Below are 26,118 nucleotides of genomic sequence, written 5' to 3' on the forward strand. Positions count from 1 at the left end.
CGGCCCAGCCACAGTGCCCACCCGCCCGCCGCGTCGCATGAAAGCCCGCGCGGGCAGGGGTAGAATGGCGGGGTGAATTTCCCCGTCCAAGCCATCACCCTCGACCTTGACGACACGCTGTGGCCGTTCGCTCCGATCGGCGCCCGCATCGAACAGGTCCTGCACGCCTGGATGTGCGAACACAGCCCCGCTACCGCCGCGATGTATCCGGTGGAGGCGATGCGCGAACTGCGCGAGCGGCTGTACCACGCCCATCCGCACCTCCACCACGACCTGAGTGCGCTGCGCCGGCTGACCCTGCACGAAGCACTGCACACCAGCGGTGCAAGCCTCGATCTGCTGGAGCCTGCGTATGAAGTGTTCTACGCCGCGCGCAACCAGGTGGAGTGCTATCCCGATGCGATCGACGCGCTGGCGCGCATTGCCGCACGGGTACCGGTGGCGGCGCTGAGCAACGGCAACGCAGACCTGGAGCGGATCGGCCTGGCCCATCATTTCGCCTTCCAGCTGGGTTCGCGCGAACACGGCGCGGCCAAGCCCGAAGCCAGCATCTTCCATGCCGCGTGCACCCGCCTGGGTGTGGCACCGGCACAGGTGCTGCACGTCGGCGATCATGCCGACATGGACGTGGCCGGGGCGATTGCCGCCGGCCTGCGCGGCTGCTGGATCAACCGCGACGCAGCCTCCTGGACCCATCCGCAGCTGCAGCCGGACCTGCAGTTCGACACCCTTACCGGCCTGGCCGACTGGTTGGATGCCAACCTCGACGCCGCCGCACCCCGGAGTACCTGACGCATGAGCGAGATCACTGGTTTCACCGCCGACACCGCTGCGGCGCTGCCGTTGTACGTGCTGGACCGCGAGCAGTTCGCCGCCTGGAAGGACAGCCAGCCGGCTGCCACCCAGGCGTGGTTGGCATCGCAGGGCTTCAACGCCGGCGCCCACAGCGTGGCACTGCTGCCGGGCGCCGATGGCCTGGCCGGTGCCTTGATGGGCGTGGGTGATCGTGCCGATGCCTACAGCTATGCGCATGCGCCGCACGCGCTGCCGGAAGGCAGCGTCTGGCAGCTGGCCAATGAACTGCCGGCCGCCGAACTGGCGCTGCTGCAGCTGGGCTGGGGCCTGGGCAGCTACCGCTTTGACCGCTATCGCAAGCGCAACCGCGCACCGGCGCAGCTGGTGGCCTCGCCGACCGGCGAAGTGGCCGACCTGATCGCCGCCAGCCTGCGCGTGCGCGACTGGGTCAACACCCCGACCGAAGACATGGGCCCGCAGCAGCTGGAAGACGCCGCGCGCGCGCTGGCCGATGCACATGGTGCGCAGGTCGAGGCGATTACCGGCGACGAACTGCTGAAGCAGAATTTCCCGGCCATCCACGCCGTGGGCCGCGCTTCGCATCGTGCGCCGCGCCTGGTCGTGCTGCGCTGGGGCAGGGAAACCGACCCGGCGCTGGTGCTGGTGGGCAAGGGCGTGTGCTTCGATACCGGCGGGCTGGACATCAAGCCGGCCGACGGCATGCGCAACATGAAGAAGGACATGGGCGGCGCCGCGCACGCACTGGCCCTGGCCGGCCTGGTGATGGCGCGCGGGCTGCCGGTGCGCCTGACCCTGCTGGTGCCGGCAGTGGAAAACGCGATCGGCCCCGATGCGTTCCGTCCGGGCGAGGTCATCGCCACCCGCAAGGGCCTGAGCGTGGAGATCGACAACACCGACGCCGAGGGCCGCGTGATCCTGTGCGACGCATTGACCTTCGCCGGTGAGCAGAAACCGGACCTGGTGCTGGACTTCGCCACCCTCACCGGTGCCGCGCGCATCGCCCTGGGCCCGGACCTGCCGGCGCTGTTCAGCAACGACGACACGGTGGCCCAGCAGTGGCTGCAGGCCGGTGACGCGACCCGCGACCCGGTCTGGCACATGCCGCTGTGGCGCCCCTACCTGCGCTACCTGAGCAGCGGCATCGCCGACCTGGCGAACGCCGGTTCGCGCATGGCCGGCTCGGTTACCGCCGCGCTGTACCTGGAACGCTTCCTGGAAGACGGCCAGCGCTGGGCGCATCTGGACGTGTATGCCTGGAACGACGGCGAGCGCCCGGGCCGTCCGGCCGGTGGCGAAGCGCTGGCGCTGCGCTCGGCGTGGGCGATGCTGAAGCAGCGCTACAGCTGATCGGGTGGGTGCCGACCGTTGGTCGGCACCCCGTCCCCGGAAAATCTGACGAAAAATTGAATTTCGGCCCCGGCCGGGTTCTGCGAGGATGTGTGGGTCGACCACCCACACGCTCCGTGAAGGCAGGACTCCGGCCATGTCGCTCTTCCGCTACACCCGCGCTGGCCAGACGCCTGGCGCGCCACGCAAGCATTCACCCCTGCTCTGGATCGCACTGATCGCACTCATTCTGGGTGCGGTCGCGCTGGCCTTCGCCTGGCTGGCCGGCTGGATTGGCGGCCGCCTGACCGCGCAGCGCTTCACCGACACCATCGAAGCCACCGGCCCGGCACATCCCGGGTTCCGCCGGGCGCACAGCAAGGGCATCTGCGTGAGCGGCTGGTTCGAACCCAGTGCACAGGCCCCTACCCTGTCCAGTGCACGGGTGTTCTCGCAGCGCCGCGTGCCGGTGATGGGCCGCCTGTCGATCGGCGGTGGTGATCCCTACGGTGCCGACAACACCGCGCGCGTACGCAGCCTGGCGGTGCAGATGGTCAGCGATGATGGCCAGGAATGGCGCATGGCGATGAACAGCTTCCCGTTCTTCGCCGTGCCCGATGCCGAGGCGTTCTACGAGCAGACGCGCGCCTCCATTCCCGACCCGACCACCGGCAAGCCCGACCCGCAGAAGATGGCCGCGGTGCTGGCGAAATACCCCAGCGCACAGGCGTTCCAGCAGTGGGCCAAGACGGCGCCGTGGACCAGCAGCTGGGCCGACACCACCTTCAACAGCGTCAACAGCTTCTGGTTCACCAACGCGCAGGGCCAGAAGCGTGCGGTGCGCTGGCGCTGGCAGCCGCAGGCGCCGGTGGTGGAGATGGATGCGGAAACGCGCAAGCAGGCCAGTGTCGATTTCCTCAGCCAGGAACTGCAGCAGCGCCTGGCCAGCGGCCCGGTGCGCTGGAACCTGGTCGTCACTACCGCCGCGCCCGGCGATGCCATCGATGATCCATCGGTGCCGTGGCCCGAGTCGCGTGATCAGGTGGTGGCCGGCGTACTCAGCCTGGACCGCATGCAGTCGCAGGAAAAAGGCGCGTGCGGCCAGATCAACTTCGATCCGCTGATTCTGCCCAGCGGCGTGCGCGGCAGTGACGATCCGATCCTGGCGGCCCGCTCGGCGGTGTATTCGCAGTCCTTCAACCGCCGCGAGCGCGAGCGCGCCAGCGGCAACGTCGAGCAACCGAAGGAGGCCGCGCGATGAACACCCATAACGGCCACTTCAACCTGCTGGCGCGGGTGCTGCACTGGACCATGGCGCTGATGATCATCGCCATGCTGTTCATCGGCGTGACCATGGTCGCCTCGCTGCACCTGCGGCCACTGCTGATCGACCTGCACCGACCACTGGGCATCGCGATCCTGCTGCTGGTGCTGCTGCGCCTGTACAACCGCCTGCGCCACCGCCCGCCGCCACTGCCGGCCGACCTGCCGGTGTGGCAGGTGATGGCGGCCAAGGCCTCGCACTGGATGCTGTATGCGCTGATGCTGGCGATGCCGTTGATCGGCTGGGCGATGCTGTCGGCCGGCGGTTACCCGATCGTGCTGTGGGGCGGCCTGCACCTGCCGCCGATCGTGCCGCACACCCCGGCGTTGTATGCCGCGCTGCGCAATGCGCACAGCCTGCTGGCGTATGTGTTGTTCGCCACGGTGCTGATGCATGTGGGGGCGGCGCTGTTCCATTTGTGGGTGCGGCGGGATGGCGTGTTCCAGGCGATGGCGCGCGGGAAGGATTGATGGGGGTCGCCGGGTGTTCCCGGCGGATTGTTTCCGCGACTGCGGAGGGGTGTCACTTTCTTTGCGCGCAAAGAAAGTAACCAAAGAAACGCTCCGCCGGCCGCGAGCCGACGTGCTTCGCACGCCGGTACCCTGCGCTCCTCGGCCCGTCGAGGGACGGCGCGGGAACTCGCTGCGCTCAGACACCCGCACCTCTTCGCCCTCGCCGGACCTCCGGTGCTCGGCTCGCTTGAAGGCGGACTGGAAGGTCAAGATCAAGAGCAACAGCATCCACGCATGGCGTGGATCTACTGGGTGCAGCTGTGGCTTTTGACGTTGGGTCCGCCTTCTAGCGAGCCGAGCATCGCAGGGGAATCAGGGGCGTAGAGGCGCCGGTGTTTGAGCGAAGCGAGTTCGGCGCCGTCCCCTGATTCCCCGAGAAGCGCAGGGAACCGTCGCGTAGCGACGGCTCGCGCTCTGGCGGCGTGTTTCTTTGGTTACTTTCTTTGCACGAGCAAAGAAAGTGACACCTCTCCGCAGGCGCGGTAACAATCCGCCGGGCAGCGCCCGGCGCTACCAGTGCGTCGGCGCACGCCCCTACAACCATCCCTTCTGCCGCGCCAGCCGGTACGCCTCGATCCGGTTGGCCACGCCCAGCTTGCCGATGCACTCGGACAGGTAATTGCGCACCGTGCCATGCGACAACCCCAGCTGCTCGGCAATCTCGCTGGCGGTACGGCCCTCGCCCGCCAGCCGCAGCACGCGGCGTTCGCGGTCGGTCAGCGGGTCGGCCTGCGACCACGCATCCAGCGCCAGCTGCGGGTCGATCGCGCGGATGCCCTGCTTCACCTTGCGCAGGGCATCGGCAAGGTTCTCGGCCGGTGCGTCCTTCAGCAGGTAGCCCAGCACGCCCGCTTCCAGCGCGCGGCGCAGGAAGCCGGCACGGGCGAAGGTGGTCACGATCACGACCTTGATCGGCAGCTCGTGGCGGGCGATGCGCTGGGCCAGTTCCAGCCCGGACAGGCCAGGCATTTCGATGTCAGTGACCAGAATGTCCGGCTGCAGCTGCTGCAGCATGCGCCACGCCGCCTCGCCGTCAGCAGCGCTGCCCAGCACCTCGATGTCCGGCTCCAGGCCCAGCAGCGCCGACAATGCACCGCGCACCATCGCCTGGTCTTCGGCCAGCAGGATGCGGATCATGCGGCACCATCCTGCGCCAATGACGCTGGCGACAGCGCCGTGGTCGCGGCCACCAGTGGCACGCGCACGGTCACTACCGTGCCTTCTCCGCGCGGCGACTGCAGTGACAACTGGCCGCCCAGCGCCATCGCCCGTTCGCGCATGCCACACAATCCGTTGCCCTCGGCCTGTACGCCACCGCGGCCGTCATCGCGTATCTGCATCACCAACTGTCGTTCCTCAAGCATGAAATCCACCTGCACCCGGGTCGCCTGCGCGTGGCGCACGATGTTGGTCGCAGCCTCGCGCAGCACCAGCGCCAGCCCACGTTCCACGTCGACCGGCATCGGCGGCGGCGGTGTGTACTGCAGGTGTACCTGCTGGCATTCCAGCAGCAGGCGCGCCGAGGCCAGCTCGCCGGCCAGGTCGCTGGCGCGGATGCCGGTCACCGCACTGCGCACCTGGGCCAGCGCCTCGCGGGCGATCGCTTCGGCTTCGCCGATCTCCTGCCGCGCGCGCGCGCCATCACGGTCGTACAGCTTGCGCGCCAGTTCCAGCTTCAGCGTGATCAGCGACAGCGTGTGGCCCAGCAGGTCATGCAGATCGCGGCCGATGCGCTCGCGCTCGGCGGTAGTGGCCAGCCGCCGCACCTCGTCCTGGGACAGCTGCAGGGCAACGTCCCGTTGATGGCTCAAGGCCTCCACGTTCACCACCAGGCCGACGATGAACGACACGGCCGGCATCCACACCATGGCTTGCCACGGATAGCCGACGTAGAGCGCAGCGCCGCAGAACAACAGGTTCAGGCCGGTGAGCTGCAACAGGTACACCCACCAGCCGCCACGGCTGCTCATGCGGATCATCACGCAACCGAACACGAAGTAGCTCAGTCCCGACGGATACCACGGCAGCAGCACCAGGGCCATCAGGATCATGCCCAGCGCATAGCGCCATGCGTGGTGCCGTGGCGCCAGCATCACCTTCGCATAGAGCAGCAGGAACAGCGGATAGCTGGCCACGGTCAGCAGCAGCCAGCGCACCGTGAAGCCATTGCCAAGCACCGGGGTGAGGAAGATCCAGACCGACCACAGCAGGTGGATCGCACCGCTCCAGGGCGACTTGCCACGCCGCAGCAGGTCGGCCACCGCCGAGTCCGGCGCGGGGCGCAGCAGGGACGCAAGCCAGCTCGACGACACGGAAGAATCCAGGCAGGAATGATCGCTGCCGATCATGCCAGTTCAGCCGATCCGGCGCAGGCGACGCCGTGCCAACAGCAGCGCCACCACCGTGACCGCCAGCAGCACCAGCAGGTGGCCAGCCATGCTGCCCACCGACGGCAGCCCGACCACCGGCAGCGCCAGCTGCGCCAGATGCCAGGTTGGCCACAGCGGTGCCATCATCGAGAACACCTTGGGCAGCGCCGACAACGGCAGCCACAGGCCCGACAGCAGGGCCAGCGGCAGGTAGACCAGGTTGACCATCGCCGGCGCCGCGCCGGCACTGACATGACTGCCGATCAGCAGGCCGATCGCCCCCAGCGGCAGCGCTGCCAGGCCCGCCACCGCCAGCAGCTGCAGCATCTGCACTGCCTGCAGCTGCACGCCACCCAGCGCGCGCGCCACCCCGATCAACAGGGCGGCTACCAGCAACGCGAACATCACGGCCATCGCCAGTCGCGCCAGCAACGGTGCCGCCGCCGGCATCGGCAGCGCTCGCTTGAGGGTCAGCAGGCCGCCTTCACGGTCCAGCGCCAGCTGCACGCCGAAGCCGAACAGGGCCGGGGCCATCGCACCGAACACGCAGTAGGTGGCCAGCAGGTAGAGCGGTGCATGGCCGCGGCCCAACAGCACGCCGAACAACAGGTAGAACAGCACCGGGAACAGCAGCGAAGGCACCGCGAAGGCGGGTGTACGCCAGGCGCGGCGCAGCTCGGCCACCAGTTCAGCGCCGTACGGGCGCAAGGCCTGGCGCCACGCCGATACCGGCGCGGGTGTAGTGCCGGTACGGGTCATCGTGTTCATGCGGCCTCCCGGGTCATGTCGAGGAAAGCGTCGGCCAGTGCCGCGCCCTGTACTTCCAGCTCACGCAGCTGTGCATCGGCGGCCAGCAGGCGCGCCACCACCGGCTCGGCCGGGCTTGCCATCAACTGCAGGTGCTCGCCATCACGCTGCACCTGCTGCACGCCCGGCCACTGCTGTACATCTTCAACAGTCAACACGCTGCGGCAGCGGATGCGGCGCGGCCGATCGGCCAGGCGCAGCTCGCTCAACGGTGCGTCGGCCAGCACCCGGCCCTGCTCCAGCACCAGCACCTGCTGCGCCAGCGCTTCGGCCTCTTCCAGATAGTGGGTGGTCAGCAGCACGCCGCAGCCTTCGGCCACCAGCTGCCGGATTGCCTGCCACATCGCCTGCCGCGCCTGGATGTCCAGGCCGGTGGTGGGCTCGTCCAGGAACAGCACGCGCGGGCGGCCACACAGCGCGATGGCGAACTGCACCGCGCGCTGCTGGCCACCGGACAGCTGACCGTAGCGACGGCCTGCCAGTGCCTGCAGGCCTGCGCGCTGCAGCACCTCCTGCAACGGCATCGGGTCCGGATAGCAGGCGCTCGCCTGCGCCACCAGTTCGTCCACCTGCAGCATTGGTGGCAGGCTGGTGCTCTGCAGCATCACACCCAGGCCGAGGCGGCTGCTGCGCTGCTGCGGGTCACCGCCGAGCAGCTCGACCTGACCGGCATCGGCGCGGCGCAGGCCCAACAGCACGCTGATCGCGGTACTCTTGCCGGCACCGTTGCGGCCCAGCAATGCCAGCACCTGGCCAGCGCGGACCTGCAGGTCGATGCCCTGCAGGGCGGTATGGTCGCGGTAGCGCACCTGCACCTGCTGCAGGCGAGCCAGCGACGGGGCGATCGGATCCATGGGCGGTACCGGTAGCGGGGACGTTGCCATCCTGTGCCGCCGTGGTCACATTTCGCAGTTGCCGCCGTCAGTGTCATCGGATGACAGCTGTCACTGCCGTCATCGCTGTGCCTGCCTTCATGCTGTGCCGCACGCTCCACCGCCGGAACCGCCGCCGTCCGCGCTTCCGGCCACACCCGCCCGAACGCCTGTGATGGAACGAATGAACGCTTCTGCCGAGCTGTTGAAGGAACTCCGTATCGACCGCAAGTCGCCGCCGCCCGCCTCCGGTGGTGGCAGCAATGGCGGTGGCCGTCGTTGGCTGTGGATCGCGATCATCGTGGTCGTGCTGCTGATCGCCGCTGCCGTGGCCTTCCTGCTCGGCCGCGCGCCGGCCGTGGAAGTGGAAACCGCGCCCGCAGTGGCCATCCAGCAGGGCAGCGCCAGCAGTTCGGTGCTCGATGCCAGTGGCTACGTGGTCGCCCGGCGCATGGCCACGGTCTCGGCCAAGATCACCGGCAAGGTGCGCGAGGTGATGATCGAGGAAGGCATGCGGGTCGAAGCCGGCCAGGTGATGGCCACCCTGGATCCGATCGATGCCGATGCGCAGCGCAGCCTGTATGCCTCGCAGTTGCAGGCCGCGCGCAGCCAGGTGGCCGGGCTGGAGGCACAGCAGAAGCAGGCCGCCGCCGAAGCCAGCCGCCTGCAGGCGCTGGTCGGCCAGCAACTGGTGTCACGTTCGCAGTACGACCAGGCCGTGGCCCAGCGTGACAGCCTGCGTGCGCAGCTGGAAACGGCCCAGCGCAACGTCAAGGTCGCCAACGACCAGCTGGCCATTGCCGATCTGGGCGTGGACAACAACATCGTGCGCGCGCCGTTCTCCGGCGTGGTCACCGCCAAGGCCGCGCAGCCGGGCGAAATCGTTTCGCCGCTGTCGGCGGGCGGTGGTTTCACCCGTACCGGCATCGGCACCATTGTCGACATGGACTCGCTGGAGATCGAAGTCGAGGTCGGCGAGGCCTTCATCGGCCGCGTGCAACCGAAGATGCCGGTGGAAGCCACGCTCAACGCCTATCCGGAGTGGAAGATTCCGGGCGAGGTCATCGCCATCATCCCCACTGCCGACCGCGGCAAGGCCACGGTGAAGGTGCGCGTGGCGCTGAAGGTGAAGGACCCGCGCATCGTGCCGGAGATGGGCGTGCGGGTCAGCTTCCTGGAGCAGGCGCAGCCGCAGGCGGCCGCCAAACCGCAGGGCGTGCGCGTGCCGGCTGGCGCGGTGGTCCAGCGCGAGGGCGCCTCGGTGGCCTTCGTACTGGGCGACCAGAGCCGCGTGCAGCAGCGCACGGTCGAGGCCGGCCAGGCGATGGGCAAGGACCGCCAGATCCTCAAGGGCGTCAGCGCGGGTGAGTCGGTGGTGGTGAACCCGCCGGACACCCTGCGCGATGGCGCCAAGGTGCAACAGAAACAAGCGCAGTAACGGCCTGGCGCCCATGGGCGCCGCCGGCAACACCGCTCGACGCACGCCTGCGGCCACCGCTGGTGCGCTTCCCCGTTTCCCGCCTTCCGTGGAGAACCACCCATGTCGACCCTGGTTTCACTGCGCAACATCACCAAGACCTACCAGCGTGGCCCCGAGAAAGTGCAGGTGCTGCACGGCATCGACCTGGACATCGCCAGCGGCGACTTCGTCGCGCTGATGGGCCCGTCCGGCTCGGGCAAGACCACCCTGCTCAACCTGATCGGCGGCCTGGACAACCCCAGCGGCGGCGAGATCAGCATCGAAGGCGAGCGCATCGACCAGATGAGCGGCGGCCAGCTGTCGACCTGGCGCAGCCACCACGTCGGCTTCGTGTTCCAGTTCTACAACCTGATGCCGATGCTGACCGCGCAGAAGAACGTGGAGCTGCCGCTGCTGCTGACCCATCTCAATGCCGCGCAGCGCCGCCGCAATGCCGAGATCGCGCTGACCCTGGTCGGCCTGGCCGACCGCCGCAGCCATCGCCCCAATGAACTGTCCGGCGGCCAGCAGCAGCGCGTGGCGATCGCGCGGGCGATCGTCTCCGACCCGACCTTCCTGATCTGCGACGAACCCACCGGCGACCTCGACCGCCAGTCCGCCGAGGAGATCCTCGGCCTGCTGCAGCAGCTCAACCGCGAACACGGCAAGACCATCATCATGGTCACCCATGACCCGAAGGCCGCCGAGTACGCCACGCACACGGTGCACCTGGACAAGGGCGAGCTGGCCGACGCGCCGCTGGCCCACTGACGGAGGCCACGGCGATGAAATACTTCTCGTTGGTGTGGGCGCAGCTGTTCCGCAGCCGCACGCGCACCCTGTTGACCCTGCTGTCGGTGGTGGCCGCGTTCCTGCTGTTCGGCATGCTCGACTCGGTGCGCGTGGCGTTCTCGTCCGGCGGCAGCGTGGAAGGCGCCAACCGCCTGGTGGTGGCCTCGCGGCTGTCGATCACCCAGTCGCTGCCGATCCGCCTGGAAACCCAGATCCGCCAGGTGGCCGGCGTGCGCGACGTGGCCTACGGCATGTGGTTCGGCGGCATCTACCAGGATCCAAAGAACTTCTTCCCGAACTTCTCGGTGTCGCCCAACTACTTCGATGTCTACCGCGAACTGCAGATCGATCCGGCCCAGCTGGAGGACTGGAAGCAGACCCGCACCGGCGCCATCGTCGGCGAATCGCTGGCCAAGCAGTTCGGCTGGAAGATCGGCGACACCATCCCGTTACAGGCCACGATCTTCCCGCGCGGCGGCAGCAACGACTGGCCGCTGGAACTGAAGGGCATCTACCGTTCCAAGGACCGAGCGCTGGCGGCCAACGAAGAACGCCAGTTGATGATGAACTGGAAGTACTTCGATGAATCCAACGACTACATCAAGAACCAGGTGAGCTGGTACACGGTGACGCTGGACAACCCGGATCATTCCTCGCGGGTAGCGCAGGCCATTGATGCAATCTCGGCCAACTCCGACCACGAGACCAAGACCCAGACCGAGTCGGCGTTCCAGCAGGCCTTCGTCAAGCAGTTCGCCGACATCGGCATGATCGTCACTTCAATCATGGGCGCGGTGTTCTTCACCCTGCTGCTGCTGACCGGCAACACCATGGCGCAGGCGGTGCGCGAGCGCGTGCCGGAGCTGGCCACGCTGAAGACGCTGGGCTTCAAGGACAGCACCGTGCTGACCCTGGTGATGGTGGAGTCGGTGCTGCTGATCGGCCTGGGCGGCCTGATCGGCATGGGCCTGGCCGCACTGATCCTGCCGGCGATCGGCCCGAAGAGCATGGGCATGCTGCCGCCACACGTACCGACGCCGACCTGGCTGATGGGGCTGGGCCTGATCGTGGTGATCGGCATCATCGTCGGGTTGTTGCCGGCGCTGCGTGCCAAGCGCCTGAAGATCGTCGACGCACTGGCCGGCCGCTGAGGAGGACACCGACATGTTCAAGAGCAAACTCAAGAAATGGCTGGGCAACGGCCTGACGGTGCTGCTGCTGGTGATCGGCCTGGTGCTGTGGATCAGCCTGCCGTGGGTCGGCGTGCTGGCCGTGGCCGTGCTGGTGGCACTGTGGCTGCTGCTGACCCGTGGCGGACGGTTGGCGCTGGCCGCCACCCGCATCGGCGTGGCCAGCCTGCCGCAGCGCTGGGGCGCGTCCTCGGTGATCGTGGTCGGCATCGCCGGCGTGGTCGGCGTGCTGGTGGCGATGCTGGCGATGGGCGAAGGCTTCCAGGCCACGCTCAACAACACCGGCGACGACACCACCGCCATCGTGCTGCGCGGCGGCTCGCAGGCCGAGACCAACTCGGTGATCACCCGCGAGCAGGTGCCGACGTTGTCCACCCTGCCCGGCATCAGCCGCGATGGCGAAGGCCGGCCGCTGCTGTCGCCGGAGCTGTCGCAGGTGGTCAACCTGGTGTCGAAGTCCGACGGCACCGACGTCAACGCGCAGTTCCGCGGCGTTGGTCCGCAGGCCTGGGCCGTGCATGACAAGGTCAAGATCATCGAAGGCCGCAAGTTCGCAGCCGGCCTGCGCGAGATCGTGGTCGGCCAGGGTGCCAAGGGCCAGTTCCGCGACATGGACGTGGGCAGGACGCTGACCCTGGGCAACCAGACCTGGACCGTGGTCGGCGTGTTCGCCACCGGCGATGCGCACGATTCGGAGCTGTGGACCGACGCCGATACGCTGGCCACCACCTACCAGCGCAGCGCCTGGCAGTCGATCAGCGTGCGTACCGATGGCAAGGCCGGCTTCGAGCAGTTCAAGGCAGCGGTCGCCGCCGACCCGCGCCTGAAACTGGACGTGGAAACCACCCGTGTCTACTACAGCAAGCAGGGCGGCGGGCTGACCAAGCTGATCGACATCCTCGGCAAGGTGATCGGCACGATCATGGCGGTGGGTGCAGTGTTCGGCGCACTCAACACCATGTACGCGGCCGTGGCCACCCGTGCGCGCGAGATCGCCACCATGCGCGCGATCGGCTTCCGCGGCCTGCCGGTGGTGACGGCGGTGATGCTGGAGACCATGCTGCTGGCGTTGCTGGGTGGCCTTCTGGGGTGTGCGGTGGCGTGGCTGCTGTTCAATGGCTACAGCGTGTCCACCATAGGCAGCAACTTCAGCGCGGTAGTGTTCAAGTTCCATGTGTCGCCGGAACTGCTGTGGACCGGACTGAAATGGGCGCTGGGCATCGGCCTGGTCGGCGGCCTGTTCCCGGCGCTGCGCGCGGCCCGTTTGCCGATCACCACGGCGTTGCGAGAAACCTGAGCATCACGCAGCGGTGGACTGCGCATCACGCAGGGGACGGAGCGAAGGCTCCGTCCCTTTTATTTTGCGCGTCATCCACGCTTGGTGGTGAGCCAGGACGTCCAGTAGATCCACGCCATGCGTGGATGGATGCCGGCGCACGCGCACGGCTACAGATTGCGGGAAATACGCCGCTATCGATGCCTCTGCCCATCGAAAGCGCAACGCGCGTGACGTTGCGCACATCCCATCTGTGGATTGTTGGTTGCGATTCATTTTCGCGCACATCCGCAGCGCAGAGGCAAACAGTTACGAATGGAAACATTCTAGAATCGCCCCCCCACGTTGGTTTGCAGCACCCCACGCGTCCATAGAACGGGCGCTTGTTTTTCCTGAAACACGAGATTTCACGGATGTCCCTGAAAACCAATCCGCTGCGCAACGCGATCGTCATCGCGCTGGCCGCCAGCTGCACCACCCCCGCCTTCGCACAGAGCGCCGGCGATACCCCGACCAACCTCGATCGCATCGAAATCACCGGCTCGCGCATCCGCCAGGCCAGTGTCGAGACCGCACAGCCGGTCGTCGCGCTCAGCCGCGCCGAGATCGAGAAGAAGGGTTACATCAACGTCGCCGACATCCTGCAGGACGTCACCGCCGCGGGCGCACCGAGCCTGAGCCGCTCGTCGTCGCTGAGTTCTTCGCGCGACTTCGGCGGCACGTACGTCAGCCTGCGCAACCTCGGCCCGGAGCGCAGCCTGGTGCTGATCGACGGCCGCCGCATGGGCGTCAGCGCCGGTGGCTACTCCGACCTGGCTTCGATTCCCTCCGCGATTGTCGAGCGGGTGGAAGTGCTCACCGATGGCGCGTCCGCGCTGTACGGCTCGGACGCCATCGCCGGTGTGGTCAACATCATCACCCGCAAGAACTTCGACGGTGGCGAAGCCAGCGTCTACGTCGGCCAGTACGGTGAAGGTGACGGCCAGAAGCGCTCCTACAGCGCCACCTTCGGCAAGACCTTCGACCGCGGCTGGTTCAGCGTTGGGGCCGAGCGCACCAAGGAAGACGAGATCCTCGGCAGCGAGCGCGAGTTCAGCCGTTACCCGGGTGGCCCGCGCCATCCCGACGACGTCAAGGCACTGAACCAGACCACGCAGTGGGGCAGCGTCACCGTCGACGGCAAGTCGCTGACCGTGGGCCCGGGCGGCGACCCGAGCCAGAAGGGCAATTTCCACACGCCCAATCCGGCCGATGGTGCCAACACCAAGACCAACATGAGCCTGCTGAGCGGCCTGGAGCGCACTTCGGTGTTCGCCAACGGTGGCTTCTCGATCACCGATGACCTGCGCATCGTGGCCGACGCGCTGTACAGCAAGCGCGAGTCGACCAAGCACCTGGCCGGCTACCCCTACTCGGTGTCCACCGCACAGGCGCGCAACGGTTCCCGTGCTGCCCTGTCCAAGGACAGTGCGTTCAACCACTGGGGCCAGGACGTGCTGTTCTCGCACCGCACCGAAGAAATGCCGCGTGCGACCGAGAACAACCTGGACACCAAGCGCGCCAGCATCGGCCTGGAAGGCAGCTTTGAAACCGGTTCGCGTTACTGGGACTGGAACGTCAGCTACATGTACAACCGCAATGAAGGCGAGCGCATCGGTACCGGCAGCATGTACCAGCCGCATGTCGACCTGGCGGTCGGCCCATCCTTCATGGATGGCACCGTGGCACGCTGCGGCAGCCCGGGTGCAGTGATCGCCGGCTGCGTGCCGTGGAACCCGGCCGCGCCGATGGGCTATGCAGGCCCGGGCTCGCTGAGCAACCAGGACGTGCAGGACTACCTGTTCACCCGCTTCGTCGACAAGATGAAGAGCACCACGAAGGTCGCCAGCGCCAACATCTCCGGTTCGGTGTTCACCCTGCCGGCCGGCGACGTGATGGCCGCGATGGGCTTCGAGCACCGCAACGAAGAAGCCAGCTACACCCCGGACCTGATGGTGCAGAAGGGCCAGATTGCCGGCACCACCGGCCAGCCGACCCGTGGCGACTACTCGCTCAACGAGGTCTACCTGGAGCTGCAGGTACCGCTGCTGGCCGACATGCCGTTCGCGCGTGAACTGTCGCTGGACCTGGCCGGCCGCTACACCGACTACAACACCTTCGGTTCGACCACCAACAGCAAGTTCGGCCTGAAGTGGAAGCCGATCGACAGCCTGCTGGTACGCGCGACCTATGGCACCGGCTTCCGTGCGCCGACTGTGGACGACCTGTACGGCGGTGCGGTGAAGAGCCGTGATTCGTTCACCGATCCGTGCGATACCTCGTTCGGCATCGCTGCCAGCAGCGCGACCGTGGCCGCACGCTGCCAGGCGCTGAAGGTGCCGGCGGACTTCCGCCAGCAGACCGCGTCGGAAGGCAACGTCGCCAACCGTCCGGGCCAGCAGGGCATCGCCGATTTCGACTCCGGTTCCAATGCGAACCTGAAGCCGGAAACCGCCAAGACCTGGACCGTGGGCCTGGTGTACAGCCCCGAGTTCGTGCCGGGCCTGGACGTCAGCCTGGACTGGTGGAAGATCCGCATCGACAACGCGATCGTGGGTGAGTCGGCCACCGACATCCTCAACCAGTGCTACGTGCAGGGCGTGGATTCGGCGTGCGGCCGCTTCACCCGTTCCACCAGCGCCAAGACGCTGGGTCAGGTGACGTCGCTGGACCGCTCGCTGGTCAATGCGGGCTACCGCGAAACCGCCGGCTACGACTTCAGCCTGCGTTACCGCCTGCCGGAAACCGCGTTCGGCCGCTTTGCCGCCACCTGGAACACCACCTACACCGACTACCTGGAGCAGCGCAACGACAGCGCCGCCACCACGCCGGTGGAGCAGAAGACCGGCTGGCAGGGCAACTTCCGCGTGCGTTCGACCTTCAACCTGGATTGGCAGTACGGCGACCTGGGCATCGGCTGGACCGCCCGCTACTACTCGGGCATGAAGGAAGCCTGCTCGTATGACCTGGCCGGTGGCCCGGACTGCAACATGGCCGGCTTCGTCTCGCCGTACACCGATGCGCAGCCGAGCCGCAAGGTGGGCTCCAACACCTTCCACGACCTGCAGGTGCGTTACAGCCTGCCGTGGGACGGCACCGTGTCGCTGGGCGTGAACAACGTCTTCGACCACCAGGGTCCGATCATGTACAGCCAGCCGAACAGCAGCTTCACCTACTACGGTGGCTTCGACATCGGTCGTTTCATGTACATGAAGTACCAGCAGCGCTTCTAAGCCTGCAACCGCGTTCCCGCCACCGCCATCTCTCTCTCCTGGCGGTGGATGGAAGCAGAACGGCGCCCTTCGGGGCGCCGTTCTTTTTTGGGTGGAAGCGGGTCGGATCCCTTCGCCCTGCGAAGGGCTCTGACCCCACGCGACGGATAGAACAGGGTCAGAGCCCTCCGCGTTGCGGAGGGATCCGACCCCGCAGCCCCGCCGGCGCTAGCGCTTGGCGCGCATCGTGCGGATGTTGTCACCGACGAACAGGATCAGGCCGGCCCAGATCGCGGCGAAGCCGATCGCCTTGGCAGTATCGAACCCTTCGTGGAAGAAGAACACGCCCAGCAGCAGCTGCAGGCTCGGCGCGATGTACTGCAGGATGCCGACCAGCGACAGCGGGATGCGCTTCACGCCGTAGGCGAAACCGATCAGCGGCACTGCGGTCACTGCGCCACCGAAGACCAGCAGCAGGTCATTGCGCCAGCCCCAGCCATGGAAGAACGCGCCGCCATGGCCGTTTTCCGCCCAGATCGCGAAGGCCAGCGCCGGCAGGAACAGGTACATGCTCTCCACGCCCAGGCCGGCCACCGGATCGACCGAGACCAGCTTGCGCAGCAGGCCATACAGGCCGAACGAACAGGCCAGGCCCAGCGCGATCCACGGCGGCGTACCCGCGTCGATGGTCAGCCAGGCCACGCCCACCGCCGCCATCGCCACCGCCACCCACTGCAGGCGCCGCAGCCGCTCCTTCAGCACCAGCACGCCCAGCAGCACGTTCACCAGCGGGTTGATGAAGTAGCCCAGGCTGGTCTCGATCACATGGCCGGCGTTGACCGCCCAGATGTACAGGCCCCAGTTGAAGGCGATGGTCAGGCTCGACACCAGCAGGATCGGCAGCGCGCGCGGCTGCGCGGCGATCTTCTGCCACCAGCCCAGGCGCGAGCTGATCAAGAGCCAGCCCAGCACCATCACGGTGCTCCAGATGATGCGGTGGGCGATGATCTGGAACGAGGGTACCTCGTTGAGCAGGTGCCAATAGACCGGCACCAGGCCCCAGATCACGAAGGTGGATGCGGTAACCAGCAGGCCCCGGCGTTGTTCTTTCTCGTCCATGCTCACTTCTTTCTCGTCCTTGCCATTGTCAGCACCACCACACCCAGGAGAATCACCGCCATCGCCAGCAGGTCGCGCCAGCCGAAGCGCTCGCCGTTGAGCAGCGCGCCCAGCAGCACCGCGATCACCGGATTGACGTACGCATAGCTGCCGGCCAGCGCCGGCCGCACGTTCTGCAGCAGCCAGACGTAGGCGGTGAACGCAACGATGGAACCGAACACGCACAGGTAGGCCATCGCCAGCAGGCCACCGGTATCGGGCAGCGTGGTCGGGCGCTCGCCGACCGCCAGGCCGATCAGCACCAGCAGCACGCCACCGCAGATCATCTGCCCGGCGGCGGTCATGAACGGGCCCGGCAGGTCCAGGCCGCGCGCCCACACCGAACCGAAGGCCCAGCCGATCGGCGCGATCAGCAGCAGCACCAGCCCGGTCGGCGAGGCCGTCAGGCTGCTGCCGGCGTTGAGCCAGACTACGCCGAGGAAGCCGATGGCGATGCCCAGCCACTCACCGCGGCTGGCATGCTGCCCGCGCAGCGCCGAGAACAGCGCCATCCACAGCGGCACCGAGGCCACCGCTGTCGCGGCCAGGCCCGAGGACACCTCACGCTCGGCCAGCACCACCATGCCGTTGCCCAGCACCAGCATGGTCACGCCCATCACCACCAGGTTGCGCCACTGCCGCAGGGTCGGGTTCGGCATCTTCCAGAACAGGCGCAAGGCCAGGAACATCAGGCCACCGGCAATGATGAACCGGCTGCCGGAAACCATCGTCAGCGGCAGCGCGCCGCCGTGCAGGGCCTTGGCGATGCCCAGGTAGGTCGAGCCCCAGACCACGTAGACCAGCAGCAATGCCAGCGCGACAAGGCCACCCCGGGGGGCAGCCGCAAAGGGAACAGGGGAAGCCGACATGACGCACCAGCGGGCGGGGAAAAACGGATTCTAGATCGTTCGGCTGACGGAAATAACCCCGGTTCCGGGCACGCTGATTTGCACCTACAAAGGCGCCGGGTTTTCCCTCGACAGGGTTGAGACAAACCCCGACGTCTGTTGCGCCGCCAGGCGGGTGGCAGTGTCATCCAAGCTGACGTATCGCACCCCGCCGAACACAAGTGAGATGCCGATCAAGGAAAGGATTGCTCCGATCACTGAGAACGGACTTGCCCAGCAGGTGTTGGGCCAATGACCTGAACAGGAGAACCACCATGACCTGCATACCGCCTCCACTCGCAATGCCGGTGGGAGTTGCTGGTGCTTCATTGCTGTGCTCACCCATTGAACCGGTCCTGATTGCCGTTGCAATCGTCATTGCCGTCCTGCCCATCTGAGGAGCATCCCGTGGAACCGAAAGCACTACCCAAGCAGGCCAGATCGGTAGGGATGCACGGTTCGTGCATCTTGATTGAGACAACCGGAGCAGGCTGCGCAGCTGTCGGCATCGTTGTCGGCATTCTCATCAACCGGGGCATCCATCCGAAGTGATATCCCACTCGGGTGGGTCGGATCATCCGACCCACCCTCCGGAGACAATATGAAAGATCCAGCTCGAATGTTGGAACTCGCGGATGATCCTGCAGAACTGTCTGCACTGACGGAGATATTCGGAAGGAGATCGTCGCTCTTGGGCGTGCTCGAGGCCACTGGACGTGCGGCACGTATTCGCCAATGGGGATCGCTGATCAATGGAAGTGGGGACACCTCGACAAACCGTCAATCCATGCTTTCGATATGCCGTGAGTTCGATCAGGTAATCCTGCGCGACTTCTTCCACGATGAGTGCCGGAGCCACATGGGCAGTCCACTGTATGCGACGCCGGGGAAATTCTTCGTCAAGCCGCCACTGGCGGGAATGGTCATATACAAGGACGAGTTCGTGGACGTGCACTACATGCAGAGCTCGCCACTTCAGGCAGCTGCAGCATTCCAGGCCGGTGTCGAAACCGGAATCACCATCAACGGCACGGACTCACTGGTGTTCTTCACGGATACGCCCGGCGTCGAGTATCAGGTATACCCGGTCCACACCGGTGACGAATCCGACCCGCGGCTGGGCCCGCCTAGTCGAGGGCAGTCGGCTTCTGGTGACCATCTGTTCCTTGAGGGCGGCAGGCAGGGAATGCACCTTCTACATGGCTCCAGTCCGACGTCGATGATTGTCTGCCTCTCGTCCAGATCAAGGTCCGAGGTCACTCAGCACTTCTCCCTGCAGTCCGGAAAGCTCGTCGGCTGCACGGCGACAAGCGTAACCGACTCCCGGCTCCAGATCATCGCGACAGCATTGTCCTACCTGCGGGGGAGCGACAACACCGGAGCCTTGCTGGACATGTCGCGCCATCCGACGACATTCGTTCGCTGGAACGCGCTGAGATCGCTCTACCGCGTTGACCCGGCAGCGGCATCCGAGCGACTCAAGGAAATGAGGGAGAACGATGTGAACGAAGAGATCAGGAAGCTTGCGACCCGCTCACTGGAACAAGGATGAGCAACCATGCCAATCCGCATTGAAGACACGTCCCAGGATTCGATCGGCCTGATGGAACTCGTGGACTACCTACACGATTCGGCGTTCGATCCCCGCGACCAGGAGTCGATGATCTCAGTGGCCCCCGTGCTGAGGAAGCTGGGCAACAACCAGACATTCCTGAGCGAGATCATCTGCAAGGAACTCAAGGATTCGAAAAGCATTCAGGTCGATAACGACTACACACCCCAGGTCCTGATGCTCCATGCCCCACAGGTCTCGGGCCAGAGCTACTTCATCCGCGCATGCTTCTGGCCTGGCCATGAGGACGAGATCCTTTCCGCAAGTGGGCACAGCACGTTTTTCTATGGCATTCCGCACGACCACAACTTCAATTTCCTGACCATCGGATATCAGGGACCGGGGTACATAAGTGACTACTTCGAGTACGACTACGCGTCTGTTTGCGGAGTTCCCGGAGAAAGTGTCGATCTCAGGTTCATGGAACGATCCCAGCTCAACAAGGGAAGCATGCTGCTGTACAGGGCATTCCAGGATGTCCACCAACAAATGGCACCAGAAAGCTTCTCGGTAAGCATCAACATCATGGAGCACTCACTGAGAAGTGTAACCATGGACCAGTACGAGTTCGAACCTGGAACCGGCACGATTTCGCAGATCATCAACCGCTCCAGCGCTGCGGCCATTTTCATGATCGCGGCTGCGACGGAAGATGGGGAGTCGCAGCAACTGCTTCGCGATATTTTCAGGAGCCACCCGATGGACCGAGTGCGCATGGCTGCACTGGAAGCCCTGATTGCGAACTCGCCAACCCCCGAAGCCGCCCTTCAGTTGACCACCATGGTCCAGTCCAGGCACAGCCTGTTCATGCGATCCAGAGCCCGCCAATTGGCTGACGGTTTTGAAGAGAGGTCCCGCCATGCTTCTCGCTGAGCAGGTCTGCAAGCGGTTTGGCGAGAGGGTCGTGCTGCGGGACCTCGATCTTTGCGTACCTCCAGGGGAGATCGTTGGCATCATCGGTGCCAATGGCGTTGGCAAGACGACGCTCTTCCGTATCCTCTGCCATCTCATTCCTGCCGATTCCGGAACGGTAGCTTTTGGAACCGAAGCCGACACCGCCAGCGTACCGTACGTGGATATTGGCTATCTGCCCGAATCGCGCAGTCTCTTCTCCGAAGTCACCGTTGGAAGGACGCTGGAGTTCTGGGCGCGACTGAGAGGGATGTCAGGAAAGCAGGCGGTGAAGGCACGCGATGTATGGCTTGAAGAAATAGGGCTGCTGGCGCGCGCCTCAAATCGAGTATCCAGCCTCTCCAAGGGCAACCTGCAGAAGCTGCAGCTCGCCGCCTGCATGCTTCACGACCCGGGCGTCCTGATCCTTGATGAGCCGTTCTCGGGACTGGACCCTGTAAACCAGATTGCCGTTGCCGACCTCATCAATCGTGCAGCACGCCAAGGCACAGCCGTTGTGCTTTCCGCCCACCACATTGAGTTGCTTCAGCGCCTCGCCAGAAGGATTCTCATGCTGAGGGATGGACAGCTTCATCCCGCCACGTCGCAGGACCTTCACCCTACCCGCATCGTGGCGCTCTCTCATCCTCTGCATTGCGAGTCCTCCCCGCATGACCTTCGACCGGAGAAAAGCTTATGCGAGTGAGCCCGTTCTTCATGATCAGCCTGTTCGAATTCAGAAGGCACCTGGACATTCGTGGCGAAGTTGCAGGTCTTCTATTGCTCGCAGTGATCGCATTGGTGAAGTTGGGTGGAGACGCCATTCTTGCTCGGGAATCTGCAGCCGTCGTCCACTTGGATGCGCGAGGCACTCCAGTAGCGGGCCTGAGCGAGGGGCGCTTCCACTTCAGTGACGCGCTGGGAGATGGGGTATCAGGCGATCCACCAATTCTGTCCTCGGTGGCCGGAGACTATATTCTCCACACCGAGCAGCCGCCGGGCTGGCTTGGGGAACTGCAACGCAGCCTGGACACGCTCCACCGTCAACATTCTCTATCACTGCTCGGTGTAACCCGTGACCAGCTTCGGAAGGTGGACTCACCAGTCTCGCTACGCGTCATTGACTCTCGGGGCACCGCGGTCTTCGCGGACACATCCTTGACCGCTGTTTCAATCGCAATGGTGGTACTGACGACACTCGCCATACTTGGCTGCCTTGGCATGATTTTTCAGGGCCTGCTGGGAGAGCGCTTTGGTCATGCTACAGAAATGATCCTGAGTGCAGCGCCACCTGGGCTCTGGCTCGACTGCAAAGTTGCCGCGTCCATCCTTCATGGATTGAAGACGGTGGCAGTGTATGGGGTCTACGGTGCAATCGGTTGGACGCTGATGTCCGGTTCGGCGAGTGGGGATGCAACCTTTGCCGAAGGCAGTTGGAAGGTGATGCTCGGCCTGCTCGTGTTCTGCCTTCTGGGGCTCATGCTGTGGAACTGGTTTTTCGCCGCGTGCGCTACCGCGATTCGATCACCGCATTCAGCTTTCCGCAACACGCTCCCGGCTTTCCCACTGACGATGATCATGATTGGATTTGCTGGCCTGCGGACGCCCGACGGTGCATTCATGCACGTAATGTCCCTTTTTCCTTTCACGTCAATGGCTGCAATGCCGGTTCGGCTTCTGTACGTGAATGTGCCGATCTGGGAGATCGCGCTGTCCCTGTCGCTTCTGGCCTTCACGGCAGCACTTTTGCGGAAGTGGGCCCGCAGCAACTTCAGGACTGCCATCGTTTCCCCGGTTGAACCAACGCATACATCGTCTGATTGAGGCTGCCGAGAAGGGCTGCAACGGCTCTCCTTACGACGTATTAGCTATGGTCCCTGCCCCCCTGCGCTGTCACCCTGTGCGGTCCCATGCCCTGCCCCGCCCCTCCGGCACCCGGCGTTGACGTGGGATGCAGTACCTAGGAGGCTGGCCGTCAGCGCCCCGCGCGCGGCTGGCACCGATCTTTCCCGCACGGAAGCGCCGCATCGAGGATTCCCACCCGGATGAGCACCACGTCCCAATCCGCTGTCACCCGCACCGACGGCGCCGCGCTGCGCCGGTCGATCTCCAATACCCTCAAAGGCTCCGCCGGCAACCTGGTGGAGTGGTATGACGTCTACGTGTACTCGGTGTTCGCCGTGTACTTCGAATCGCAGTTCTTCTCGCCGGACGACAAGAACTCCACGATGTACGTGTGGGCGATCTTCGCCGCCACGTTCCTGATGCGCCCGATCGGTGCCTGGTTCTTCGGCCGCTTCGCCGACCGCCACGGCCGTCGGTTGGCGCTGACTGTCTCGGTCACGCTGATGGCGCTGTGCTCGTTCCTGATCGCCATCACCCCCACCGCCGCCAGCATCGGCATCTGGGCCGCAGTCATCCTGTTGTTCGCGCGCCTGCTGCAGGGCTTCGCCACCGGCGGCGAGTACGGCGCCAGCGCCACCTACATGTCAGAGGCCGCCATTCCCGGCCGTCGCGGCTTCCTGTCCTCCTTCCACTACGTCACCCTGGTCGGCGGCCATGTGCTGGCCCAGCTGACCCTGCTGCTGATGCTGACCTTCTGGGGCAAGCCGGAGATCTCCGAGTGGGGCTGGCGCATCGCCTTCGGCATCGGTGGCATCGCCGCGGTGGTGGTGTTCTGGCTGCGCCGCGGCATGGACGAATCGCTGTCGGAGTCGTCGATCGAAGCTGCGCGCGTGGGCAAGGCGCAGAAGTCCGGCTCCATGTACGAGCTGTTCGTGCACCAGTGGCGGCCGCTGCTGCTGTGCTTCCTGATCACCGCCGGTGGCACCGTGGCCTTCTACACCTACTCGGTGAACGGCCCGAAAATGATCCAGAGCGCATTCGCGGGCAACGACCCGATGACCGGCACCCTGATCAACCTGGGCGTGCTGGCGTTCCTGATGGTGCTGCAGCCGGTCGGCGGCTGGCTGTCGGACATCATCGGCCGCAAGACCCTGCTGGTGTTCTTCGGTGTCGGCGGCGTGCTGTACAGCTGGTACCTGATCACCCAGCTGCCGCACCAGCACGACGCCACGCTGGCGTTCCTGACCCTGGCACTGGCCTTCGTCATCCTCACCGGCTACACCTCGATCAATGCCGTGGTAAAGGCCGAGCTGTTCCCCACCCACGTGCGTGCGCTGGGCGTAGGCCTGGGTTACGCGCTGGCCAACTCGCTGTTCGGCGGCACCGCCCCGCTGCTGTACCAGGGCGCGCTGAAGACCGGCCACGTCGACTGGTTCGCCATCTACGTGACCGCAACAATCGCGGTATCGTTGGTGGTCTATGTGTTCTTCCTCACCAACAAGGGCCCGAACTGGCTCGACGGCACCCGCAAGTAAGCGCGTTGCCGTGATCGCGGCCGCCGGTGCACTGCCGGTGGCCGCTGCATCTCCCGCCACGCCACTGATGTGGATCGCGGCGGCGCTGGCCGCAGCCACGGCACTGGCCTGGCTGCTGCGCCGCCCCAGCGCACAGGTCGCGTGGCCACGCACCGGGTTCGGGGTCGCCCTGCTGGTGTTCTGCGCCGCGCTGGCGCTGCAGCTGGCGGTGGACCTGGGCAGCGGCCACAGCTCGCTGCAACTGCGCCTGCATCGCGGCATCAATGCAGGGTCGCCGGTTGGCCTGCGCACGATGGTGGCGTGCTATCTGGCAGCGCTCGCGGCCGGCGGCTGGGGCGCATGGACGCTGCTGCGCCGGCGCAGGTAGTGCCGGCCGCTGGCCGGCAATAGCAATCCGCAATCGGTAGAGTCGACTGTTAGTCGACTGCTCTCTCTGTCGGCACCGGAAAACCCGCGCTGCGCGCGATAGTCGACTGGCAGTCGACTCTACCCCCGGCGAAATGACATGACACCCCGCCGGTCCCGAGCCTCAGCGGCGGGCCGCTTCGCTCTTGTCGCGCGCGCCGCGGAACTCCGATTCCTTCTCCCACGTCGGCCAGCGGCGGCTGTTGGCCAGCTCGGCACCCAGGTCGTAGACCAGCAGAGTGTCAGCCGCGTGGCCGCTCGGATCCCAGCTCGGGGTCCAGGCATCGCAGGCCTGGTGGTAGCAGTCGGCGAAATACTTCTCGCGCAGCGCGCGGCCGGCTTCAACACCGCCGTCCAGCTTGTCCAGGCCCGGGCCGATGGTGATCGCCGGCACGCCCAGGCGGGCAAAGGCGAAGTGGTCGGCGCGGTAGAAGAAGCCGGCCTCCAGGTTCGGGTCCGGGCTGTAGCTGCGACCGCGGGCCTTGGCCACGCGTTCCAGGTCGCCTTCCAGCGACACCCGGCCCTTGCCCCACGAAGCGATGTCGCGGGTCGCGCCATCCGGGCTGAACATCTCGATGTTCAGCACTGCAGCGGTCTTGTCCAGCGGCGCCAGCGGATGCGCGGCGTAGTAGCTGGCGCCCAGCAGGCCCTTCTCTTCGGCGGTGAGGGCCACGAAGTACAGCGTGCGCTGCGGCTGCGGGCCGGCGGCGAACACGCGGCCCAGTTCCAGCACCGTGGCCACGCCGGTGGCGTTGTCGATCGCACCACGGCGGATGCGGTCGCCCTTGGCGTCGGCTTGGCCGATACCGAAGGCATCCCAGTGCGCGGAGAAGATCACGGCCTCGTCGGCGTGTTCACCACCGGGCAGCTTGGCCACCACGTTGCGGGTCACCACCTGCTCGCGCTTGAGCGCGAAATCCACGCTCAGCTTCGCGTTGTCCAGTGCCACCGGGCGGAAGTCGGCACGCATCGCCTTGCGCTTCTCGGCATCGAAGTCGAGGCCGGCGTCGGCGAAGATCGCCTCGGCAAGTTCGCGCTGCATCCAGCCACGCAGCGGCGTGTGCTGCGCCATCGCCTCGGCCTGGCCGCGTTCGATGTCGAACAGCGGCGAGGTGCCCGAGCTCTTCACCGTGGCCCAGCCATAGGCGGCCGGCGCGGTTTCGTGCACGATCAGCACGCCTTCGGCACCACGGCGCGCGGCTTCCTCGAACTTGTAGGTCCAGCGTCCGTAATAGGTCACCGCCTTGCCATCGAACGCGCCCGGTGCATCGGCCTCGAAATCGGCGTCGTTGATCAGCACCACGGCGATCTTGCCGTGCAGGTCCACGTCCTTGTAATCGTTCCAGCGGCGTTCCGGTGCGTCGATGCCATAGCCGACGAACACCAGTGGCGCGTCCTTGATCTGCACGCGCTTGCGCGGCTGCAGGCTCTGCAGGGTCACGTCCACGCCGTTGGCCAGCGCGCGCTTGCCCTGCTTCAGCGACAGGCTGGCCTTGGCCGGCCCGTCCAGCTGCGCGCGCACCAGCGGCACCGGCTGCACCCAGCTGCCATCCACGCCACCCGGCTGCAGGCCGTAGCTGCGGAACTGCTCGATCAGGTACTGCACCGTGCGCTCTTCGCCCTCGGTGGCCGGCGCGCGACCCTCGAATTCATCCGATGCCAGCACACGCACGTGCCGCGACAGAGCCTGCGGATCGATGCCGCCACCCGGGAGGTCGTTGGCCGCATGGGCCAGGCCACCGACAAACAGGCAGGACGACAGCAGCAACACGCGCATCGGATTCACGGCAG

22 protein-coding genes are annotated in these 26,118 nt (G+C 66.0%); 15 read left to right on the forward strand and 7 right to left on the reverse strand.

Features of this window, described 5'->3' with window-relative positions; genetic code table 11:
- Nucleotides 1–72: 72 nt before the first annotated feature.
- From AC5P67_RS12350 to AC5P67_RS12365, 4 genes are all read left to right on the forward strand, one after another.
- Entirely contained in the window at nt 73–792 is a 720-nt protein-coding gene (locus tag AC5P67_RS12350) for an HAD family hydrolase (RefSeq protein WP_414489571.1), read from the forward strand.
- 3 nt (nt 793–795) lie between these two features.
- On the forward strand, nt 796–2,163 hold the full coding sequence (locus AC5P67_RS12355) for a leucyl aminopeptidase family protein (RefSeq protein ID WP_495214742.1): 1,368 nt from the start codon (nt 796–798) through the stop codon (nt 2,161–2,163).
- 136 nt (nt 2,164–2,299) lie between these two features.
- Nucleotides 2,300–3,403: a catalase family peroxidase gene (locus tag AC5P67_RS12360; RefSeq protein WP_012478899.1), complete on the forward strand. Its 1,104-nt coding sequence runs from the start codon at nt 2,300–2,302 to the stop codon at nt 3,401–3,403.
- The gene (locus AC5P67_RS12365; RefSeq protein ID WP_012478898.1) at nt 3,400–3,936 is read left to right on the forward strand and encodes a cytochrome b; all 537 of its coding nucleotides are present in this window, start codon (nt 3,400–3,402) and stop codon (nt 3,934–3,936) included. The genes AC5P67_RS12360 and AC5P67_RS12365 overlap by 4 nt, the downstream gene beginning before the upstream one ends.
- A 576-nt stretch (nt 3,937–4,512) precedes the next feature.
- On the opposite strand, the gene AC5P67_RS12370 is transcribed toward AC5P67_RS12365, so the two are convergent.
- From AC5P67_RS12370 to AC5P67_RS12385, 4 genes are read right to left on the reverse strand one after another with little or no spacing between them, the layout of a single operon-like run.
- Complete coding sequence (locus AC5P67_RS12370) at nt 4,513–5,115, reverse strand: response regulator transcription factor (RefSeq protein ID WP_005407733.1); 603 nt, start codon at nt 5,113–5,115, stop codon at nt 4,513–4,515.
- Nucleotides 5,112–6,326 (reverse strand): sensor histidine kinase, encoded by a 1,215-nt coding sequence (locus AC5P67_RS12375; RefSeq protein WP_111118137.1) that lies wholly within the window; start codon nt 6,324–6,326, stop codon nt 5,112–5,114. The genes AC5P67_RS12370 and AC5P67_RS12375 overlap by 4 nt, the downstream gene beginning before the upstream one ends.
- 6 nt (nt 6,327–6,332) lie before the next feature.
- Entirely contained in the window at nt 6,333–7,115 is a 783-nt protein-coding gene (locus AC5P67_RS12380; RefSeq protein ID WP_111118136.1) for an ABC transporter permease, read from the reverse strand.
- The gene (locus tag AC5P67_RS12385) at nt 7,112–8,008 is read right to left on the reverse strand and encodes an ABC transporter ATP-binding protein (RefSeq protein ID WP_111118135.1); all 897 of its coding nucleotides are present in this window, start codon (nt 8,006–8,008) and stop codon (nt 7,112–7,114) included. Before AC5P67_RS12385 ends, AC5P67_RS12380 begins: the two co-directional genes overlap by 4 nt.
- Before the next feature lie 202 nt (nt 8,009–8,210).
- On the opposite strand from AC5P67_RS12385, the gene AC5P67_RS12390 reads away from it, so the two are divergent.
- The 5 genes from AC5P67_RS12390 to AC5P67_RS12410 all read left to right on the forward strand — a co-directional run bounded on the left by AC5P67_RS12390 (nt 8,211) and on the right by AC5P67_RS12410 (nt 16,015).
- Nucleotides 8,211–9,464 (forward strand): efflux RND transporter periplasmic adaptor subunit, encoded by a 1,254-nt coding sequence (locus AC5P67_RS12390; protein WP_062605999.1) that lies wholly within the window; start codon nt 8,211–8,213, stop codon nt 9,462–9,464.
- A gap of 102 nt (nt 9,465–9,566) precedes the next feature.
- On the forward strand, nt 9,567–10,256 hold the full coding sequence (locus AC5P67_RS12395; protein WP_004137569.1) for an ABC transporter ATP-binding protein: 690 nt from the start codon (nt 9,567–9,569) through the stop codon (nt 10,254–10,256).
- Between the two features lie 14 nt (nt 10,257–10,270).
- Nucleotides 10,271–11,428, forward strand: a complete 1,158-nt coding sequence (locus AC5P67_RS12400) for an ABC transporter permease (RefSeq protein WP_005407727.1) — start codon at nt 10,271–10,273, stop codon at nt 11,426–11,428.
- A gap of 13 nt (nt 11,429–11,441) precedes the next feature.
- The gene (locus tag AC5P67_RS12405; protein WP_088436368.1) at nt 11,442–12,764 is read left to right on the forward strand and encodes an ABC transporter permease; all 1,323 of its coding nucleotides are present in this window, start codon (nt 11,442–11,444) and stop codon (nt 12,762–12,764) included.
- Nucleotides 12,765–13,156: 392 nt separating this feature from the next.
- Nucleotides 13,157–16,015 (forward strand): TonB-dependent receptor plug domain-containing protein, encoded by a 2,859-nt coding sequence (locus tag AC5P67_RS12410; protein WP_005407725.1) that lies wholly within the window; start codon nt 13,157–13,159, stop codon nt 16,013–16,015.
- 207 nt (nt 16,016–16,222) lie between these two features.
- On the opposite strand, the gene rarD is transcribed toward AC5P67_RS12410, so the two are convergent.
- Entirely contained in the window at nt 16,223–17,119 is an 897-nt protein-coding gene (rarD, locus tag AC5P67_RS12415; RefSeq protein ID WP_012478888.1) for an EamA family transporter RarD, read from the reverse strand.
- Nucleotides 17,116–18,021: a drug/metabolite exporter YedA gene (gene yedA / locus AC5P67_RS12420; protein ID WP_005407723.1), complete on the reverse strand. Its 906-nt coding sequence runs from the start codon at nt 18,019–18,021 to the stop codon at nt 17,116–17,118. Before yedA ends, rarD begins: the two co-directional genes overlap by 4 nt.
- 619 nt (nt 18,022–18,640) lie before the next feature.
- Here yedA and AC5P67_RS12425 point away from each other — a divergent pair.
- The 6 genes from AC5P67_RS12425 to AC5P67_RS12450 all read left to right on the forward strand — a co-directional run bounded on the left by AC5P67_RS12425 (nt 18,641) and on the right by AC5P67_RS12450 (nt 24,289).
- The gene (locus tag AC5P67_RS12425) at nt 18,641–19,591 is read left to right on the forward strand and encodes a HEAT repeat domain-containing protein (protein WP_225792005.1); all 951 of its coding nucleotides are present in this window, start codon (nt 18,641–18,643) and stop codon (nt 19,589–19,591) included.
- Between the two features lie 6 nt (nt 19,592–19,597).
- A complete protein-coding gene (locus AC5P67_RS12430; protein ID WP_111193883.1) occupies nt 19,598–20,524 on the forward strand; it encodes a transposase in 927 nt (308 codons plus the stop codon).
- A complete protein-coding gene (locus AC5P67_RS12435; protein WP_024956154.1) occupies nt 20,511–21,248 on the forward strand; it encodes an ABC transporter ATP-binding protein in 738 nt (245 codons plus the stop codon). The genes AC5P67_RS12430 and AC5P67_RS12435 overlap by 14 nt, the downstream gene beginning before the upstream one ends.
- Before the next feature lie 11 nt (nt 21,249–21,259).
- A complete protein-coding gene (locus tag AC5P67_RS12440) occupies nt 21,260–22,366 on the forward strand; it encodes an ABC transporter permease (protein ID WP_225792006.1) in 1,107 nt (368 codons plus the stop codon).
- A gap of 221 nt (nt 22,367–22,587) precedes the next feature.
- Nucleotides 22,588–23,922 carry an MFS transporter gene (locus tag AC5P67_RS12445; protein WP_099523346.1) on the forward strand — a complete coding sequence of 445 codons (1,335 nt, stop codon included), beginning with the start codon at nt 22,588–22,590 and terminating at the stop codon, nt 23,920–23,922.
- Between the two features lie 67 nt (nt 23,923–23,989).
- Complete coding sequence (locus AC5P67_RS12450) at nt 23,990–24,289, forward strand: hypothetical protein (protein ID WP_109337525.1); 300 nt, start codon at nt 23,990–23,992, stop codon at nt 24,287–24,289.
- Nucleotides 24,290–24,451: 162 nt separating this feature from the next.
- On the opposite strand, the gene AC5P67_RS12455 is transcribed toward AC5P67_RS12450, so the two are convergent.
- Nucleotides 24,452–26,104: a M28 family metallopeptidase gene (locus AC5P67_RS12455; protein WP_111193885.1), complete on the reverse strand. Its 1,653-nt coding sequence runs from the start codon at nt 26,102–26,104 to the stop codon at nt 24,452–24,454.
- Nucleotides 26,105–26,118: the final 14 nt, after the last annotated feature.

The organism is Stenotrophomonas sp. YJH_SMC_21 (assembly GCF_059369555.1).

Excerpts from the sequence above, each read along its gene's own strand:
- AC5P67_RS12450 (WP_109337525.1), top strand. The coding sequence starts at position 23,990 with ATGTGGATCGCGGCGGCGCTGGCCGCAGCCACGGCACTGGCCTGGCTG.
- AC5P67_RS12455 (WP_111193885.1), bottom strand. The coding sequence starts at position 26,104 with ATGCGCGTGTTGCTGCTGTCGTCCTGCCTGTTTGTCGGTGGCCTGGCC.
- AC5P67_RS12395 (WP_004137569.1), top strand. The coding sequence starts at position 9,567 with ATGTCGACCCTGGTTTCACTGCGCAACATCACCAAGACCTACCAGCGT.
- AC5P67_RS12375 (WP_111118137.1), bottom strand. The coding sequence starts at position 6,326 with ATGATCGGCAGCGATCATTCCTGCCTGGATTCTTCCGTGTCGTCGAGC.
- AC5P67_RS12355 (WP_495214742.1), top strand. The coding sequence starts at position 796 with ATGAGCGAGATCACTGGTTTCACCGCCGACACCGCTGCGGCGCTGCCG.
- yedA (WP_005407723.1), bottom strand. The coding sequence starts at position 18,021 with ATGTCGGCTTCCCCTGTTCCCTTTGCGGCTGCCCCCCGGGGTGGCCTT.
- AC5P67_RS12360 (WP_012478899.1), top strand. The coding sequence starts at position 2,300 with ATGTCGCTCTTCCGCTACACCCGCGCTGGCCAGACGCCTGGCGCGCCA.
- AC5P67_RS12405 (WP_088436368.1), top strand. The coding sequence starts at position 11,442 with ATGTTCAAGAGCAAACTCAAGAAATGGCTGGGCAACGGCCTGACGGTG.
- AC5P67_RS12445 (WP_099523346.1), top strand. The coding sequence starts at position 22,588 with ATGAGCACCACGTCCCAATCCGCTGTCACCCGCACCGACGGCGCCGCG.
- AC5P67_RS12400 (WP_005407727.1), top strand. The coding sequence starts at position 10,271 with ATGAAATACTTCTCGTTGGTGTGGGCGCAGCTGTTCCGCAGCCGCACG.
- AC5P67_RS12410 (WP_005407725.1), top strand. The coding sequence starts at position 13,157 with ATGTCCCTGAAAACCAATCCGCTGCGCAACGCGATCGTCATCGCGCTG.
- AC5P67_RS12435 (WP_024956154.1), top strand. The coding sequence starts at position 20,511 with ATGCTTCTCGCTGAGCAGGTCTGCAAGCGGTTTGGCGAGAGGGTCGTG.
- AC5P67_RS12430 (WP_111193883.1), top strand. The coding sequence starts at position 19,598 with ATGCCAATCCGCATTGAAGACACGTCCCAGGATTCGATCGGCCTGATG.
- AC5P67_RS12425 (WP_225792005.1), top strand. The coding sequence starts at position 18,641 with ATGAAAGATCCAGCTCGAATGTTGGAACTCGCGGATGATCCTGCAGAA.
- AC5P67_RS12440 (WP_225792006.1), top strand. The coding sequence starts at position 21,260 with ATGATCAGCCTGTTCGAATTCAGAAGGCACCTGGACATTCGTGGCGAA.
- AC5P67_RS12390 (WP_062605999.1), top strand. The coding sequence starts at position 8,211 with ATGAACGCTTCTGCCGAGCTGTTGAAGGAACTCCGTATCGACCGCAAG.
- AC5P67_RS12370 (WP_005407733.1), bottom strand. The coding sequence starts at position 5,115 with ATGATCCGCATCCTGCTGGCCGAAGACCAGGCGATGGTGCGCGGTGCA.
- AC5P67_RS12380 (WP_111118136.1), bottom strand. The coding sequence starts at position 7,115 with ATGAACACGATGACCCGTACCGGCACTACACCCGCGCCGGTATCGGCG.
- AC5P67_RS12365 (WP_012478898.1), top strand. The coding sequence starts at position 3,400 with ATGAACACCCATAACGGCCACTTCAACCTGCTGGCGCGGGTGCTGCAC.
- AC5P67_RS12385 (WP_111118135.1), bottom strand. The coding sequence starts at position 8,008 with ATGGATCCGATCGCCCCGTCGCTGGCTCGCCTGCAGCAGGTGCAGGTG.